Origin of the sequence: Amycolatopsis jiangsuensis, assembly GCF_014204865.1 — a bacterium.
Classification (GTDB): Bacteria; Actinomycetota; Actinomycetes; order Mycobacteriales; family Pseudonocardiaceae; genus Amycolatopsis; species Amycolatopsis jiangsuensis.
In genome coordinates this window covers 2,983,695-3,000,000 of sequence record NZ_JACHMG010000001.1, presented here as the reverse complement: position 1 = coordinate 3,000,000, position 16,306 = coordinate 2,983,695, and the positions used below count along the sequence as shown (strand labels likewise).

The window sequence follows — 16,306 nt, the reverse complement described above, 5'->3', positions numbered from 1 at the left end:
GTTTATGTGGACTCGTGGTGGCGTTGCCGCCGGTTAGTACTGATCTTTCGGGGTCGTGGAACGCCGGGTGTGCGGGGTCGGGCGAGAGTCATGTTCCTGGCATGCTGTTGGGTTCTGAGGCAACACATTGTTGTTTCTGGTGTGGTGTTTGAGAACTGTAGAGTGGATGCGAGCATCTTTGTGGTCAAGTTGTTAAGGGCACATGGTGGATGTCTTGGCTTCAGGAGCCGATGAAGGACGTGGGAGGCTGCGATATGCCTCGGGGAGCTGTCAACCGAGCTGTGATCCGAGGATTTCCGAATGGGGAAACCCGGCACCAGTGATGTGGTGTCACCCGCATCTGAATATATAGGGTGTGTGGAGGGAACGCGGGGAAGTGAAACATCTCAGTACCCGTAGGAAGAGAAAACAAGAGTGATTCCGTGAGTAGTGGCGAGCGAAAGCGGATGAGGCTAAACCGTTTGCATGTGATACCTGTCAGGGGTTGTGTGGGCGGTGTTGTGGGATCCACCTTGGAGAGACTGACATTTCTCCGGATGTACGCGATGGTTAGTGGAACGCTTTGGGATGGGCGGCCGGAGTGGGTGAGAGCCCCGTACGCGAAAGCTGTCGTTGTAGGTCTTGGTGGTGTTCCCGAGTAGCAGCGAGCTCGTGGAATTTGCTGTGAATCTGCCGGGACCACCCGGTAAGCCTAAATACTTCCTGGAGACCGATAGCGGACGAGTACCGTGAGGGAAAGATGAAAAGTACCCCGGGAGGGGAGTGAAAGAGTACCTGAAACCGTGTGCCTACAAGCCGTCAGAGCCTGAGTTCCCCTTTGGGGATGGGGTGATGGCGTGCCTTTTGAAGAATGAGCCTGCGAGTTAGTGCTGCGTGGCGAGGTTAACCCGGGTGGGGTAGCCGTAGCGAAAGCGAGTCCGAAGAGGGCGTGTGAGTCGCGTGGTCTAGACCCGAAGCGGAGTGATCTACCCATGGCCAGGCTGAAGCGCGGGTAAGACCGTGTGGAGGGCCGAACCCACTTAGGTTGAAAACTGAGGGGATGAGCTGTGGGTAGGGGTGAAAGGCCAATCAAACTCCGTGATAGCTGGTTCTCCCCGAAATGCATTTAGGTGCAGCGTCGCATGTTTCACTACGGGGGTAGAGCTACTGGATGGTCTAGGGGCCTTACCGGGTTACCGAAATCAACCAAACTCCGAATACCGTGGTGTGAGAGTGTGGCAGTGAGACGGCGGGGGATAAGCTTCGTCGTCGAGAGGGAAACAGCCCAGAACACCAGCTAAGGCCCCTAAGTGTGTGCTCAGTGGGAAAGGATGTGGGATTGCCCAGACAACCAGGAGGTTGGCTTAGAAGCAGCCATCCTTGAAAGAGTGCGTAATAGCTCACTGGTCAAGTGGTCCTGCGCCGACAATGTAGCGGGGCTTAAGCACACCGCCGAAGCTGTGTCACTCACACAATACATCGGCTCAGCCTTTCGGGGTTGTGTCTAGTGGTGTGGGTGGGTAGGGGAGCGTCCTGCATCCGGTGAAGCTGCCGCGGAAGCGAGTGGTGGAGGGTGTGGGAGTGAGAATGCAGGCATGAGTAGCGAATGCAGAGTGAGAAACTCTGCCGCCGGATGACCAAGGGTTCCTGGGCCAGGCTAATCCGCCCAGGGTAAGTCGGGACCTAAGGCGAGGCCGACAGGCGTAGTCGATGGACAACGGGTTGATATTCCCGTACCCGAGCATGTGCGCCCATGGCGAGGCGGTTGATACTAACCACCCGAAGCGCATCTTCGTCGTCTTCGGACGGGGTGGGTGTTGTGGAGCGTGGGATCTGATTCCGTAGTAGTCAAGCGATGGGGTGACGCAGGAAGGTAGCTCCGCCAGTGAGTGGTTGTACTGGTGTAAGCGTGTAGGCCGAGTGGTAGGCAAATCCGCCGCTGAACAGGCTGAGACGTGATGCGTAGCCGTTTGAGGTGAAGTGGGTGATCCTATGCTGTCGAGAAAAGCCTCTAGTGAGTGCATGCACGGCCCGTACCCCAAACCAACACAGGTGGTCAGGTAGAGAATACTGAGGCGATCGGGTGAACTGTGGTTAAGGAACTCGGCAAAATGCCCCCGTAACTTCGGGAGAAGGGGGGCCACACGCCTTGATACCCCTTGCGGGTTCAGGGGTGGGTGGCCGCAGAGACCAGCGGAAAGCGACTGTTTACTAAAAACACAGGTCCATGCGAAGTCGCAAGACGATGTATATGGACTGACGCCTGCCCGGTGCTGGAACGTTAAGAGGACCGGTTAACCTCCTTCGGGGGGTGAAGCTGAGAATTTAAGCGCCAGTAAACGGCGGTGGTAACTATAACCATCCTAAGGTAGCGAAATTCCTTGTCGGGTAAGTTCCGACCTGCACGAATGGCGTAACGACTTTCCGGCTGTCTCGACCACAGGCCCGGCGAAATTGCATTACGAGTAAAGATGCTCGTTACGCGCGGCAGGACGGAAAGACCCCGGGACCTTTACTATAGTTTGGTATTGGTTTTCGGTTCGGCTTGTGTAGGATAGGTGGGAGACTGTGAAGCCGTCACGCTAGTGGTGGTGGAGTCGTTGTTGAAATACCACTCTGGTCGGATTGGGAATCTGAACCTACGCCCATGATCTGGGTGAGGGACAGTGCCTGATGGGTAGTTTAACTGGGGCGGTTGCCTCCTAAAGGGTAACGGAGGCGCCCAAAGGTTCCCTCAGCCTGGTTGGCAATCAGGTGTTGAGTGCAAGTGCACAAGGGGGCTTGACTGTGAGACTGACAGGTCGAGCAGGGACGAAAGTCGGGACTAGTGATCCGGCACCTCCTGGTGGAAGGGGTGTCGCTCAACGGATAAAAGGTACCCCGGGGATAACAGGCTGATCTTGCCCAAGAGTCCATATCGACGGCATGGTTTGGCACCTCGATGTCGGCTCGTCGCATCCTGGGGCCGGAGTAGGTCCCAAGGGTTGGGCTGTTCGCCCATTAAAGCGGCACGCGAGCTGGGTTTAGAACGTCGTGAGACAGTTCGGTCCCTATCCGCCGCGCGCGTAGGATACTTGAGGAAGGCTGTCCCTAGTACGAGAGGACCGGGACGGACGGACCTCTGGTGTGCCAGTTGTCACGCCAGTGGCATGGCTGGTTGGCTATGTTCGGAAGGGATAACCGCTGAAGGCATCTAAGCGGGAAGCCTGTTCCAAGATGAGGTATCCCACCCTTTGTGGGTTAAGGCCCCCAAGAGACGATTGGGTTGATAGGCCAGATATGGAAGCACAGTAATGTGTTGTCGAGTTGACTGGTACTAATAGGCCGAGGACTTGCCCACGAAGAGGCTACGCATCCACTCTACGGTTCTGAAACACCACACCACCACCCAGGTTCCCGGGGTTCACCCCGGGGCGTGGTGGGTGGGTGTTGTTTCGGAGTGTTTCGGTGGTTACAGCGTCAGGGAAACGCCCGGTCCCATTCCGAACCCGGAAGCTAAGCCTGACAGCGCCGATGGTACTGCAACCGAAGGGTTGTGGGAGAGTAGGACACCGCCGAACCCAACATGAAGTAGCAGGGGCCCCGGTCCGAGAACCCAACACAACGGGTTCTCCCGGGGCCCCTACTACTATCCACACCCCCCGGAGCAACCCCAGCCCTCGAGGCGCTCGCTTCGACGACACGCTCCTCCTGCGGGGCGGCCCGCTCCCTCGACGCGCCCCGTCCCCCGAGACGGACCCTCCCTCGATGCGGTCCTCGCTCACGACAGACCCTCCCCCGGCACACCCCCCTTTCCGTCGAGACGCCCGTCTCTCGAGACAGCCCGGACGTCACCCTGCACCCCACCCGGCCCGACACACACACCCAAGCGGCACGGAAACGTACGCCGGCACAGAAAGGCGGGCGACACCGGAATACTGCGCGCACACCACCGCCGGCACAAGAACAGCGCACACCACCGCCGACACACCCAGCCGACACACCCACAAGCCGACGTCAGACACCCGAGCACGCCCTACGCGCGGAACCGTCTGTCTCCGCGCGTCCCTGTCTCCACAGCCACCTCTGCCGATGCTCGGGGTCCCTTGCCTCCGTCGGTGCCGGTCCGCGCAGCTCCGCCACGCCAGGGGCTCGCAGAGACGGGAAATCACAGGGGAACGCTCCGGTGCACGGTCGCATGCACGGCGGTCGCCAGGGGAAAGCTCCCGTACGCAGGCTATTCCAGGGGTACGGCTGAAGCTCCGCTTGTCTGTGCCCCTGCATACGTGCGTGCCCTGCTTACTTACGGCCTCGGCAGGTGCTGTGTCCGGGTTTGTGCTCACTTCGCGTGCTGACGTGCTGCTGGCGGGTGTGAAGCCGAGCAGTGCTGAAAGAGAGCGGTGGCGGGCAAAGAGGAAGGGCCGGCCACCGCGTGGGTGACCGGCCCGTTCGTGCCGTGGAGATTGGTGATCGGCCTTTCGCGCCGCCAGGATTCAAACGAACCGAAGAGTCCGGAAGCCCGCAGGAGCGAGAGCCCCGCGTCTCACAGCACCCCCGGAACTCGAGAAGCGCCGAATCTTCACGATCCCCGAGGGACTCAAGAAGCTCCAGAGACTCGCGCCCCCGGAGATCCAAGGACCCCGAGCTTCACGACATCCGGCGCCCCAAGAAGCGCCGGAGCTTCACGGCCCCCGGAGATCCAAGGACCCCGAGCTTCACGATACCCGGCGCCTCAAGAAGCGCCCGAGCCTCACGACCTCGCGGGCCTCAAGAAAGCGCCGGAACGTTCCGAAGCTCGGCGCCTCACGAGGCTCAGAGGGCGGAGCCCTTCTGCCATTCGGGCCAGGACTTGGACCAGTCGCCGTACAGGTCCCATACCGGTAGTTGCGGGCCGCCGGAGTTGGTGACTTCCACGACGTCGCCCAGGCCGAAGTTCTCGAAGAACCACTGGGCGTTCGAGGCGTTCAGGTTGATGCAGCCGTGCGAGACGTTGGAGCTGCCCTGCTGTCCGACGCTGTTCGGGTTCTCGTGCACGAACTCGCCGTCGTTCGAAATGCGCTCGGAGTACTTCTCGTCGGAACGGTACGCCTTCGGGTCCGGGGGACAGACACCGTAGGTGCACGAATCCATCGTGTAGTTCTCCTGCTTGTCGGAAATGACGTGCGCGCCAAGGTGGGTCGGGGTGGCGTCCTTGCCCATCGAGATCGGCATCGACTTGACCTTCTGGCCATTGTGGAAGATCTGCATCTGCTCGTTGCCGCCGTCGGCCTTCGCGATCCAGGAATCGTGCACCTTGTACGTTTCGGTGCGATCCTCCGCCCCGAACACGCCGTTTCCGAAATCGACGCCGTAAATCTTCGCGGACACGGTCAGCGTGGTGCCCGGCTGCCAGTACTCCTTCGGCCGGTAGTGGACGTTCTTGTCGTCCATCCAGTACCAGCTGCCCTCCTGCTTCGGCGACGACTCCACCGACAGCGCCTTCTCCACCGCCGCCTTGTCCTTCACCGCGGTGCCGAAGCTGAACACGATCGGCTGGCCGACGCCCACGCCGGCACTCTTCACCGCGGACGGCGCCGGGATCAGGTTCGCGTTCGCCTGCTTCTTCGGCGAGATCGTGGTGACGTCGCCGTCCTTCTCCACGGGCTTGCCGTCGGCACCCTGGGCGTGCGCGACCACGTGGTAGGTGCCGCCGTACCCGAGCACCTCACTGGTGCTCCAGCTGAGCCCGTCCGCGGCGGTCTTGCCCTCGACGGCCTTGCCCTTGGCGTTGGTGACCGTGACGCCGGTGAGCTTCCCGTTGGCCGCCTTGACGACGATGGGCGTGGTCGGGCTGATCCCGTTCGCGTCGGCCGGCTCGATGGACACCGACACGGGAGTCACGGACTGGCTCGAGCCCGGCGCGCCGGGGGCGGCGGTACCGGCGTCGTCTCCGGACGAACAGGCCGAGGCCAGCAAGGTCGCCGCAAGAATTCCGGCAACCGAAAGGAAAGTCTTCTTCGGGAACATTATGTCTCTTTTGTGAGGATCGCGGACCGGCAGGCTTCTTCTGTCAAAGCTACGCGATCGAAAAGACGTTCCGGGCGGCGGATAGGTGCATTGCCGTGACGTGGATCACGGCATGACGAGCCCGGGTGCCCCGTAGAGACCGGGGCCGTCCACGGCCAGCTCCTTCAGGTACTCGCGGGCCGCTTCACGGGCCTGGCGCGCGAGCTCGTCGGTGTGGCTGAAATCGAGGGGGCTGACCCGCACCGGAGCCGGGCCGGGCAGGTACACCACCGGCGCCTCCCGCGCGGCGGGCGGAGCCTCCAGCACGGCCTGGTTCCGCATGCTGATCATCGCGGTGAACATCATCACCTCCGCGAAAGTGCGCGGGGCGCCGGGCAGCTGACCGGGGAAGGCGCAATCCAGCACGACCAGCGACTTCGCGCCCATCCGCAACGCCTGCCGCATCGGCACGTTGGCGACCAGGCCGCCGTCGTAGAGCAGCCGCCCCTCGTGTTCGACCGGCGGGAAGATCCCCGGGATCGCGCAGCTGGCCAGCAGCGGCGCGTGCAGTGGCCCGGACCGGATCAGCGCGGGCTCGGCCGTGTCGACGTCGGTGGTCACCACGCCGAGCGGCAGCGCCAGGTCTTCGAACCGGCAGCCGAGACCGATGTGGTCGTCGATGATCTTCGCCAGCCCGGTGTTCGGGAACAGATGCGTCTTGCCGTGGCGGAGGGTGCGGACCCGGCTGAGCACGCCGCCGGGGAACGCCTCGTGCCGGGTCATGTGGGTCCAGACGTCCTCGAGCCGCTCGAGATTGCGCCCTCCGGGCAGGGCGAGGACCGCGGCGTTCAGCGACCCCACGGACGTGCCGACGAGCAGATCCGGGATGAGGCCCACCTCGTCGAGCGCGCGGAGCATGCCGACCTGCAGCGCGCCGAGGCTGCCGCCCCCGCCCAGGACGAACGCCACCGGCCGCGGGAGATCGAGTGCGTGCATGCTGCCGAATGTAGTGACCCGGGACCATCCCGGACGGGTGATCTGGTCACCGGGTGGTGCCGGCGGGCTCCTCTTCCGGCTCCGCCGGGCCGCTCGCGTCGAGCGCCTTGCGCTTCTTGAGCCGCAGCAAGAAGAACACGAGTACCCCGACGACGGCCGCGGCCACCACGAGGAACCCGGTGCTGAGCGCGCCTTCGACCTGCTTGGCGGCCTCGCCGAGCGCGGCACCGAGGCTGATGTGCACGAGCGACCAGCACAACGCCCCGAGTGCGGTGGCGGGCAGGAACTTCCGGAACGGCAGCCGCGACGCCCCGGCGGCGGCCGGCGTGAGCGTGCGCAGCACCGGCAGGAAGCGGGCGAAGAACACCGCCCAGGCCCCGCGCCGTTCGAGGACCGCGGCAGCCCGGTCCCAGGCGTCGGCGCCGTACTTGCGGATCAGCTTCGTCTCCCGCAGCCGCGGACCGAACTTCCGGCCCAGCGCGTAGCCGACCGAATCGCCGAGCGCCGCGCACACCGTGACGACGGCCCACAACGTGAGGAAGCGCGGTACGGAGGTCGCCGTGGTGGCCGCGATGAGCAGCCCCGACTCCCCGGGCGCGATGAACCCGAGCCCGATGGTGCACTCGGCGAACACGAGCCCGCCCGCCGCCGCGACCAGGCCCGGTTCCGGGAGCCCCTGCAGCCAGTCCAAGATGTCCGTTACCAAAGCCACGGGTTCACTTTACTGAGTCTTTGGAATGGGGGAGGGGGGCACGGAACGGACCGGGGAGATTTCAGGGGCCTGCCCGTAGGGGCGGGGTGTGTGAGGGCTCGGGTGAAGCTGCCCGGGCGGGGGCGAATCTGCCTGGCCGAGCCGATGACTGCCGGAGCAAGCCGAGGCTGCCTGGGCAAGCGGGAGCTGCGCCGACGAGCTGAAACAGGCCGGACGTACCGACCACCTGGCTGGACGAGCCGAAGCTACCCAGGGCAGGCCGAAGCAACCCGGACAAGCCGAGACCACCCTCGACAAGCCGAAGCCACCCAGGCAAGCCGAAGCCTGCCTGCGGTAAGCAAAAGCGCAGGCAGGCTTCGGTGTGGAATCAGCGGAATCAGCGGGCCAGCAGTGAGCTGGCTTCCTGTGCGGCTGGTCCCTGCTGGGCGAGGTGGGCCAGGTTCTCCGGCAGATCCTCCCCGCGGTGGGCCTTGGTCTGGGCATACAACCGGCCCGCCCGATACGACGACCGCACCAACGGACCCGCCATCACCCCCGGGAAACCCAGCGACTCGGCAAACCGCGAATGCTCGACGAACTCCTCCGGCTTCACCCACCGATCCACCGGATGATGCCGCGGCGACGGACGCAGATACTGCGTGATCGTGATGATCTCACACCCCGCATCGAACAACTCCCGCAACGCGACCCGCACCTCATCCGGCGTCTCACCCATCCCCAGGATCAGATTCGACTTCGTCACCAACCCCGCCTCGCGAGCCCGCGTCAACACCTCCAACGACCGGGCATACCGAAACCCCGGACGGATCCGCTTGAAAATCCGCGGCACCGTCTCCACATTGTGCGCCAACACCTCCGGACGCGACCCGAACACCTCACCCAACTGCTCGGGATCAGCATTGAAATCCGGAATCAGCAACTCCACACCCGTACCCGGATTCAACGCATGAATCTCACGCACCGTCTCCGCATACAACCACGCCCCACCATCATCCAGATCATCCCGCGCCACACCCGTCACCGTCGAATACCGCAGGCCCATCGCCTGCACCGACTCCGCCACCTTCCGCGGCTCGGTCCGATCCAACGCCGCCGGCCTACCCGTATCGATCTGGCAGAAATCACACCGCCGGGTGCACTGATCCCCACCGATCAGGAACGTGGCCTCACGATCCTCCCAACACTCATAAATATTGGGACACCCCGCCTCCTCACACACCGTGTGAAGACCCTCCCGACGCACCAAGCCCTTCAACTCCGTGAACTCCGGACCCATCCGCACCCGAGTCCGAATCCACGACGGCTTCTTCTCAATCGGCGTCTCACTGTTACGCACCTCAAGCCGCAACAACTTCCGCCCCTCCGGCGTCACACTCACGTGATCCACCCTACGCCCGCCGGGCGGCCGGGTCGCCCTAGCTCGGGTCGGGGGTGACGTCGGTCAACCGCGCGGTCAGTTCCCACAATCCGGAACCGGTCCGCAGGTCGCGGGCGGTCGCCAGCGTGCGGACCTTCGCGGGGGTCCCGCGGGTCTGGAACAGCCGGTTCGGGCCCAGGTAATCGCCGCCTTCGACGTCTTCGGCCGTGGCCGCGTACAGCTGTGGCAGGGCGCCCGGTTCGAGACGCTGCGCGACGACGGCACCGCCGAACCGCCCGATGGTCCCGATCATCCCGCGCAGCAGCGGATTGCGATACGACTCGGCCATGTTGGCGACCAGCCCGGTCGCGCTGTAGCCGGGGTGCGCGAGCACGCTCAGCACGGACGAGCCGGCCGCGCGCAGGCGCCGGTCCAGTTCGATGCCGAACACCTGGTTCGCCAGCTTCGACTGCCCGTACGCGGCGCCGGCGTTGTACCGGCGGTGCTCGCCGTTCGGGTCGTCCAGCCGGATGCGCGCACCGTACGCGGTGATGCTGGACAGCGTGACGACGCGGGCCGCGGGCGCGCCGCGAAGTGCGGGCATCAGCAGCCAGGTGAGCGCGCCGTGTCCGAGGTGGTTGGTGCCGAACTGCAGCTCGAACCCGTCGGTCGTGTGGTTGTGCGCGGTGGCCATCACGCCGGCGTTGTTCATCAATACGTCCAGGGCGTCGCCGGTCAGCTCACGCACCGCGGCGGCGGCTGCCCGCACCGACGCGAGGTCCGCGAGGTCGAGGCGGACCAGTTCGGGTTTTTCGCCGGCCGCCACCGCGGCGACCCTGGCGAGTGCCGCCGCGCCGCGTTCGGGTGAACGGCAGGCGAGCAGCACGCGGGCGCCCCGTCCGGCGAGCACCTCGGCCGAACGCAGGCCGAGGCCGGAGTTCGCCCCGGTGATCAGGACGGTGCGCCCGGTCTGGTCGGGAATGTCGGTCTCGGTCCAGCGCCGGCTCATGGGGGTCAGCTAACTACATGTCACGCAGTGGGCGCGAGCAGCCGCCTCAGATGGCCGATCGGGCTCCGGCGGCGAACGGGCCGCGCGTCGCCCGCGCGCAGCAGCGCGCCGAACGCGTGCCCCACCTTCGTGACCTCCGCGCGCGGCTCGCCCGGGTCGACGAGCCCGGCGGTGATCGCCAGCATCCGCAGCTCGGCTTCGTGCAGCGGTACCAGCGCGGGGCAGCGCTCGACGGCGCCGTCCAGCAGCTCCCGCAGCGTCTCGTGTCCCTCCAGCGCCCGGCGCCACGCGCGGGACACCGCGTCGACCTGGTCGCCGGCGCCGTCCGCGGTGGCGTCCTCCGGGGCGGCGAACTCGGTGCGCAGGTGGCCGCCGAGCCGCCGGCTCCACTGGTGGTGCAGGGCCAGCAGCAGCGCCTCCTCGGTACCGAACACCTCGGTGGCTCCCGGGATCCGGCCGAGCTCGAGTGGCTCGGCCGGGGCGCGTCGTGCGTGGCGGACGGCGGAGTCGAGGATCTCTCGCCGCCGGTAGAAGTCATTCCAGCTCATGGTGCGGGCTCCCCTCCGTGATCCGGGACATACCGCGGGTTTGCGGCATACTCTCGGTACGGACCTGACGCAGCGAACATACCACGGGTATGCCCGGCGGCGGGCCGGAGTAATGTTGTGAGGGTGCCGACAGTGACGTCCCGATGAGATCCCGCCGACTCGACTATTCGGAGTCGACCCGTTCCGCGCTGGTCGAGTCCGCGGTGGAGCTGTTCACCAAACGCGGGTACGCGGGTACTTCGCTCGACGAGGTGGCCAAACGCGCGCGGGTCACGAAAGGCGCGCTGTACCACCATTTCAGCGGTAAGCAGGCGTTGTTCGAGGCCGCTTTCGACGCGGTGGAAAGCCTCGTCTACGACCGGCTCGAGAAGACCATGACCGGTCCCGGCACCGCGTGGGAACGCACACTGGGCGGGCTCAAGGCGTTCATCCGCAGCTGCCTCGACCCGGCATACCAGCGGATCGCGATCCACGAGGCGCCGGTGGTGATGGGTTGGGAACGCTGGCGGGAGGCCGAGGAGCAGTGCAGCTTCGGGCTGGTGCGCTCGGGGCTGCAGCTGCTGGTGGACGCGGGCGAGGTGGAGCCGGTGCCGGTGGAGGTCACGTCGCGGCTGCTGTTCGGCGCGTTGTCCAGTGCGGCCACCGAGATCGCGAGCGCGGCCGATCCGAAGAAGGTCGGCGCGGAGATCGAGGACGTGATCGTGCGGATGCTGCTGCGGGTGCGCCGCCCGGCCGACGAGTCGCTGGAGCGACCTGCCGCCGGCTGAGCGCCGCGTGGCTAGGCTGGCGGCCATGGACTTGAGGATCTTCACCGAACCCCAGCAGGGCGCGAGCTACGACGAACTGCTGCGGGTCGCGCGGGTCACCGAAGCGGCCGGCTACGACGCGTTCTTCCGCAGTGACCACTACCTCGCCATGGGCGAGGGCGACGGCCTTCCCGGGCCCACCGACGCGTGGATCACCCTGGCCGGGCTGGCCCGCGAGACCGAGCGGATCCGGCTCGGCACCCTCGTCACCGCGGCCACCTTCCGCCACCCCGGGCCGCTCGCGGTGTCCGTCGCGCAGGTGGACCGGATGTCGGGCGGGCGCGTCGAGTTCGGCCTCGGGTCGGGCTGGTTCGACGCCGAGCACACCGCCTACGGGCTGACGCTGCCGCCGCTGAAGGAGCGTTTCGACCTCTACGCCGAGCAGCTGGAGATCATCACCGGGCTCTGGCGTACGCCGGTGGGGGAGAAGTTCTCCTTCTCCGGCAAGAACTACACGCTCACCGATTCGCCGGCGCTGCCGAAGCCCGCGCAGTCGCCCGCGCCGCCGGTGATCATCGGTGGTGGCGGCAAGAAGCGCACCCCGGAGCTGGCCGCGCGGTTCGCGGACGAGTTCAACCTGCCCTTCGCCGACCCGGAGACCGCCCTCGCGCAGTTCGAACGGGTCTCCGCCGCCGCGACCGCGATCGGCCGGGACCCGAAGGAGATCCTGCGGTCGGTCGCGCTCACCACGGTCGCCGGCCGCGACGACGCCGAGGTCACGCGCCGGGTCCAGGCGATCGGGCGGGACAAGGAGCAGCTGCTGCGCGACGGCCTTGCCGGTACGCCCGCGCAGATCGTGGACCGGATCGGGCAGTGGCGGGAGAAGACCGGCATCACCCGGCTCTACCTGCAGGTGCTCGACCTCGCCGACCTCGACCACCTCGAGTTCATCGCCGCCGAGGTCGCCCCGCAGCTCGACTGACGTACCCGCGCCGTGCTCCTTCAGGGACGTGGAGTCCCCGAAGGAGCACGGCCGGGTCAGTTCTGCAGGGCGAAGGTCACGCCGGGGGCCTGCGGTGCCTCCGGCCGGGGCAGCCAACGGTCCTCGCTCACCGGCAGCTCGCCTTCCAGCGCCGCGGTCACCAGCTCCCGCGCCAGCGGCAGCACCTCGGCGACCGGCACCTCGCGCTGCAGCTCGTAGGACAGCGAGGTGACGCCCGCGTCGCGGATGCCGCAGGGCACGATCGCGTCGAAGGCGCTCAGGTCGGCGTTGCAGTTCAGCTCGAAACCGTGCATCGTCACGCCGCGCTGCACGCGGATGCCGATGGCCGCGATCTTGCGCTCGATGCCGCGGTCGTCGGCCGGGATCCACACCCCGCTGCGGCCCTCGACGCGTCCGCTGCGCACGCCCATCCGGTCGCACACCGCGATCAGCGCCTCTTCCAGCCGGCGCACGTAGTGCATCACGTCGATCGGGTCGGCGAGCTTCACGATCGGATAGCCGACGAGCTGGCCGGGCCCGTGCCAGGTGATCTTGCCGCCGCGGTCCACGTCGATCACCGGGGTGCCGTCGGCGGGCCGGTCCTCCGGCTCGGTGCGCTTGCCCGCGGTGTAGACCGACGGATGCTCCAGCAGCAGCAGGGTGTCCGGGCCGGTCTCGTCGGCGCGGGCGGTGAGGACCTCCCGCTGCAGATCCCAGGCCTCGGTGTAGTCGACTGTGCCGAGCTCTCGCACGGTGACGGGTTCGGTGGCGGCGCGGGCGCTCGTGCTCGAAGAACTCACCTGTCGAGGTTACCCCTTTTCCGGCGGCGAAAAGGGCAGCAACCGCAGTGCGGTCGCCGACACCAGCCCGACGCCGAGGACCGCCAGCACGGCGCCTGCGGTGTCGGTCAGCCAGTGCACGCCGAGGACGATCCGGCAGGCAGCCGCGAGCACCGTCGCCCCGGCCGCGGCCAGAACCGCCCAGCGCACCAGGCGCGGCAGCAGCCAGCCGCACAGCAGCACCACGACCAGTCCGGTGGCGGCGACCGAGACGACGTGCCCGCTGGGATAACTCAGGTCCGGGTAGGCGCGGGGGCGCCGGCGTTGGAACAGCGGTTTGAACGCCAGGCTGGTCAGCCGGCACAGCACCAGCACGACGGCCAGCCGCAGGCACAGCGACAGCCGCGTCCGGTCGCGCAGCACGACCGCCACCAGCACCACGCCGAGCACGTACGGCAGCACCGGTCCGAGCACGGCGGTGACCACATCCGCGACCGCGCCCGCTGTCTGCTGGTACTGCCCGCGCAAGGCGTTCGCGACCTCGACGTCGAGCTGCGACGGCCGGTGGGCGACGAGCAGGCCCAACCCGAGGAAAGCGGCGAACACCACCAGCCCGGCGACCACCCATCGCGCGCGGGGCACGGTCATGTCGCCGCGGCCAGCGCACTTTCCACGGTGCGGTGGCGGAAGACGTATCCGCTGCCTTCGAGCCGCCGCGGCACCGCGCGTTGGCCGAACAACGCCATTTCCTCGCCCGCCTGGCCGAGCGCGATCTTCACCGCGATCTCCGGCACCCACCACGGCGCGGGACGGTGCACGGCGTGGCCGAGCGCGCGGGTGAACTCGGCGTTGGTCACCGGGGCCGGGCCGGTGAGGTTGACCGGTCCGGAGACCGCGTCGTGCTCGAGGACGTGCTGCAGGGCACCGATCTCGTCGTCGAGTGAGATCCACGGCATGAACTGCCGGCCACCGCCGAGCCGCGCGCCGAGTGCGAACCGGGACAGCGGCCGCAGCACGCCCAGCAGGCCGCCTTCGCGAGCCAGGACGAGTCCGGTGCGGGCGGAGACGACCCGGGCGCCCGCGGACCTCGCGGCTGCCGTCGCGTCCTCCCACTCCCGGCACAGCTCGGCCAGGAAACCGCCGCCGGAGGCGGACTCCTCATCGACCACAGTGGACCCGGGGTTGCCGTAGAAACCCACCGCGGAGGCGTTCACCAGCACGCCGACTCCGTGTTCGGCGACCGCCTCGGCCAGTACTTCGGTGGGTTCCACCCGGCTGTCGAGCAGCAACTGCTTGCGCATTCCGCTCCACCGGCCGGAAAGCAGTGGCGCACCGCACAGGTTCACCACCGCTTCGACACCCTCGAACGCGCCCTCGTCGATCCGCCCCGACGGCGGGTCCCAGCCCCGTTCGTCCGGCTTCCGCGCGGCCCGCCGCACCAGCCGGCGCACGTCGTGACCGGACTCGCGCAGCCGCGCGGCCAGCGCCGTGCCGATGAGCCCGCCGGATCCCGCGATGAGTACCCGCATACCTGAGATCGTGTCCTATCCGCCCGGACCGCGCACACCAGGCCGCAGCTGCCCGGCCACGTCCGCGGCGGCGGTCAGCAACACCAACGCGGGGATGGTCGCGGTGGCGCGCAGCCGGTAGCTGCCGCGGCGGTCCTGCTCGACCAGCCCGGCCGCGGTGAGCGCCTTGAGGTGGTGGTAAAGCCGTCCGGGGGACCCCAGTTCCGCGGCCGCACGCAGTGCGGCGCCGGTCTGTGGGCCGTCCCGCGCGAGCAGTCGCACGAGCGCCACCCGGTCGGCGTTGGCCAGCGCGGACAGCACCTCGACCCGCGGGCCGTCCGGCAGCGCCAGCACCGCCGGGGGGCTCAGCCGGATCTCCCAGCTCAGCTCCGGATCACTCAGCTCGCCCTGGTAGCCGACGATCCCCTGCGGTCCGTCCGGAACGGACTCGGCGGACCGGCCCTCCAGCGCGGCCACCCGGCGTTCGAGTTCGGCGACCCGCTCGGCGAGATCTTCGGTCATGGGATCAGTGTCCCAGTGCGTGCTCCAGCTTCGCGAGCGTGGCCGGGACCGCGAGCGCGTCCGAGCAGAGCCGCAGCAGCACGTCCGCGCGCTGCAGGTCCTCGGGCGTCGAGCCGACCAGCTGCAGGACGGCGGTGCCCGGACGGCGGTGCGGCCACACCAGGTCGACGCCGAGTTCGAGGTTCCCGGGCAGGCTGCCGCCCTTGTACAGCATCGCGTCCGTCCCCGGCGGCCGGTCGCCGGCGAACTGCGCGCCGAGGAAGCCCCGCGCGAGCGCGGCGGCGGGATCGGTGGCGGTGGCGATCTCGTGGTGCAGCCCGGCCAGCTGGGTGGCCGTCCCGGAACCGCCGCGTGTGGCCCAGTCCCGCGTTTCCTCCGCGGTGGGCGGATCGGCGAGGATCCGCGCCAGCACCTCGGCACGGAACAGGAGATCACGGGCGAAGCGTTCGGACAGCGCGTCACCCGCGACCCGCCGCAGCGCGGGCGGGCTGCCGGGCGGCGGGCCGTACTCGGGGAAGAACAGCAGGAGCGTTTCGCCGCTGAACATCCGCACGTCCGGTGCGAACCACCCGCCGCGGGCCGCGGCCGCCCGCAACGCGCCGTCGCCGAGCCGGGCACGCAGGTAGTCGGCCGCGGAGTTGTCGCTGAGCTGGATCATGAACTCGGGGATCTTCGCCAGCGGCACCCGCTGCCCGGCATCCTTCGCGACGCCGTATTCGTCGCACGGGATCCCCAGCCGGGTCAACGCTGTGTGATGCGCGCCGGCGCCGAGCGGCCCGTCACCGAGGAAGGGATGCCGGGCGTCCCAGTCGCCGACGCGCACCTGCTCGTCCGGATCGAGGCGCCCGGAGACGACGGCGGTGGTGTAAGCCAGCAGGTGCACCACCTTGACCGTCGACGCCAGCGGGCGCGGCGTGGCAGCGCGGTGACCGAAGCGGTGGCCGGCGCCGTCGTCGACCACCGCCGAAACGTCCTCGCGGTGCGCGGCGAGCCGGGCCAGCCAGCCCTCCTCGGTCGTGAGGTCCGGATCGCCTGCCCAGGCGAGGCCGGGCAGGAACAGAGTGGCCGGCGCGGTGGCGGCCACGGTGGTCAGCAGGCGTCGTCGGGTCAGCATGCGGCCACCGTACTCCACTATTCCGGAATTACGGAATAGTGGAGTACCGACTTCGGCCGGAAAGCCGTGAAGGCCTCCGTCGGGGACTGG

13 protein-coding genes and 2 rRNA genes are annotated in these 16,306 nt (G+C 67.5%); 4 read left to right on the top strand and 11 right to left on the bottom strand.

Translation table 11 applies throughout. The annotated features are described in order from the left end of the window. The first annotated feature begins 182 nt into the window (after positions 1–182). Together BJY18_RS13160 and rrf are read left to right on the top strand one after the other, a co-directional pair. Positions 183–3,319, top strand: a 23S ribosomal RNA gene (locus BJY18_RS13160). A gap of 103 nt (positions 3,320–3,422) precedes the next feature. Continuing rightward, a 5S ribosomal RNA gene (gene rrf / locus BJY18_RS13155) occupies positions 3,423–3,539 on the top strand. 1,231 nt (positions 3,540–4,770) lie between these two features. Here the strand turns inward: rrf and BJY18_RS13150 are convergent. From BJY18_RS13150 to BJY18_RS13125, 6 genes are all read right to left on the bottom strand, one after another. Continuing rightward, positions 4,771–5,964, bottom strand: coding sequence for a L,D-transpeptidase (locus BJY18_RS13150; protein ID WP_184780252.1), 1,194 nt, complete (start codon positions 5,962–5,964; stop codon positions 4,771–4,773). A gap of 105 nt (positions 5,965–6,069) precedes the next feature. Then, complete coding sequence (locus tag BJY18_RS13145) at positions 6,070–6,939, bottom strand: patatin-like phospholipase family protein (protein ID WP_184780251.1); 870 nt, start codon at positions 6,937–6,939, stop codon at positions 6,070–6,072. 46 nt (positions 6,940–6,985) lie between these two features. Then, on the bottom strand, positions 6,986–7,651 hold the full coding sequence (locus tag BJY18_RS13140; RefSeq protein WP_184780250.1) for a DedA family protein: 666 nt from the start codon (positions 7,649–7,651) through the stop codon (positions 6,986–6,988). Positions 7,652–8,027: 376 nt separating this feature from the next. After that, entirely contained in the window at positions 8,028–9,029 is a 1,002-nt protein-coding gene (lipA, locus tag BJY18_RS13135; protein ID WP_184780249.1) for a lipoyl synthase, read from the bottom strand. 37 nt (positions 9,030–9,066) lie between these two features. Beyond that, positions 9,067–10,017, bottom strand: coding sequence for an oxidoreductase (locus BJY18_RS13130; RefSeq protein ID WP_184780248.1), 951 nt, complete (start codon positions 10,015–10,017; stop codon positions 9,067–9,069). A gap of 20 nt (positions 10,018–10,037) precedes the next feature. Beyond that, complete coding sequence (locus BJY18_RS13125) at positions 10,038–10,565, bottom strand: hypothetical protein (protein ID WP_184780247.1); 528 nt, start codon at positions 10,563–10,565, stop codon at positions 10,038–10,040. A gap of 143 nt (positions 10,566–10,708) precedes the next feature. Between BJY18_RS13125 and BJY18_RS13120 the strand changes: the two genes are divergently transcribed. Together BJY18_RS13120 and BJY18_RS13115 are read left to right on the top strand one after the other, a co-directional pair. Beyond that, positions 10,709–11,332, top strand: a complete 624-nt coding sequence (locus BJY18_RS13120; protein ID WP_184780246.1) for a TetR/AcrR family transcriptional regulator — start codon at positions 10,709–10,711, stop codon at positions 11,330–11,332. 25 nt (positions 11,333–11,357) lie between these two features. Continuing rightward, the gene (locus BJY18_RS13115) at positions 11,358–12,293 is read left to right on the top strand and encodes an LLM class F420-dependent oxidoreductase (RefSeq protein WP_184780245.1); all 936 of its coding nucleotides are present in this window, start codon (positions 11,358–11,360) and stop codon (positions 12,291–12,293) included. 56 nt (positions 12,294–12,349) lie between these two features. Here BJY18_RS13115 and lipB read toward each other — a convergent pair whose 3' ends face one another. From lipB to BJY18_RS13090, 5 genes are read right to left on the bottom strand one after another with little or no spacing between them, the layout of a single operon-like run. Next, the gene (gene lipB, locus BJY18_RS13110) at positions 12,350–13,093 is read right to left on the bottom strand and encodes a lipoyl(octanoyl) transferase LipB (protein WP_184780244.1); all 744 of its coding nucleotides are present in this window, start codon (positions 13,091–13,093) and stop codon (positions 12,350–12,352) included. A 9-nt stretch (positions 13,094–13,102) separates the two neighbouring features. After that, positions 13,103–13,720, bottom strand: coding sequence for a phosphatase PAP2 family protein (locus BJY18_RS13105; protein ID WP_184780243.1), 618 nt, complete (start codon positions 13,718–13,720; stop codon positions 13,103–13,105). Then, positions 13,717–14,601: a TIGR01777 family oxidoreductase gene (locus tag BJY18_RS13100; RefSeq protein ID WP_184780242.1), complete on the bottom strand. Its 885-nt coding sequence runs from the start codon at positions 14,599–14,601 to the stop codon at positions 13,717–13,719. Before BJY18_RS13100 ends, BJY18_RS13105 begins: the two co-directional genes overlap by 4 nt. Positions 14,602–14,616: 15 nt before the next feature. Further along, positions 14,617–15,102: an ArsR/SmtB family transcription factor gene (locus BJY18_RS13095; protein ID WP_184780241.1), complete on the bottom strand. Its 486-nt coding sequence runs from the start codon at positions 15,100–15,102 to the stop codon at positions 14,617–14,619. A gap of 4 nt (positions 15,103–15,106) precedes the next feature. Then, positions 15,107–16,216 (bottom strand): serine hydrolase, encoded by a 1,110-nt coding sequence (locus BJY18_RS13090; protein ID WP_184780240.1) that lies wholly within the window; start codon positions 16,214–16,216, stop codon positions 15,107–15,109. Positions 16,217–16,306 lie beyond the last annotated feature (90 nt).

Bases quoted from the DNA above. Each gene is read 5' to 3' on its own strand.
- BJY18_RS13150 (WP_184780252.1), bottom strand. From the start codon at position 5,964: ATGTTCCCGAAGAAGACTTTCCTTTCGGTTGCCGGAATTCTTGCGGCG.
- BJY18_RS13145 (WP_184780251.1), bottom strand. From the start codon at position 6,939: ATGCACGCACTCGATCTCCCGCGGCCGGTGGCGTTCGTCCTGGGCGGG.
- BJY18_RS13130 (WP_184780248.1), bottom strand. From the start codon at position 10,017: ATGAGCCGGCGCTGGACCGAGACCGACATTCCCGACCAGACCGGGCGC.
- BJY18_RS13125 (WP_184780247.1), bottom strand. From the start codon at position 10,565: ATGAGCTGGAATGACTTCTACCGGCGGCGAGAGATCCTCGACTCCGCC.
- BJY18_RS13120 (WP_184780246.1), top strand. From the start codon at position 10,709: ATGAGATCCCGCCGACTCGACTATTCGGAGTCGACCCGTTCCGCGCTG.
- BJY18_RS13115 (WP_184780245.1), top strand. From the start codon at position 11,358: ATGGACTTGAGGATCTTCACCGAACCCCAGCAGGGCGCGAGCTACGAC.
- BJY18_RS13105 (WP_184780243.1), bottom strand. From the start codon at position 13,720: ATGACCGTGCCCCGCGCGCGATGGGTGGTCGCCGGGCTGGTGGTGTTC.
- BJY18_RS13100 (WP_184780242.1), bottom strand. From the start codon at position 14,601: ATGCGGGTACTCATCGCGGGATCCGGCGGGCTCATCGGCACGGCGCTG.
- BJY18_RS13095 (WP_184780241.1), bottom strand. From the start codon at position 15,102: ATGACCGAAGATCTCGCCGAGCGGGTCGCCGAACTCGAACGCCGGGTG.
- BJY18_RS13090 (WP_184780240.1), bottom strand. From the start codon at position 16,216: ATGCTGACCCGACGACGCCTGCTGACCACCGTGGCCGCCACCGCGCCG.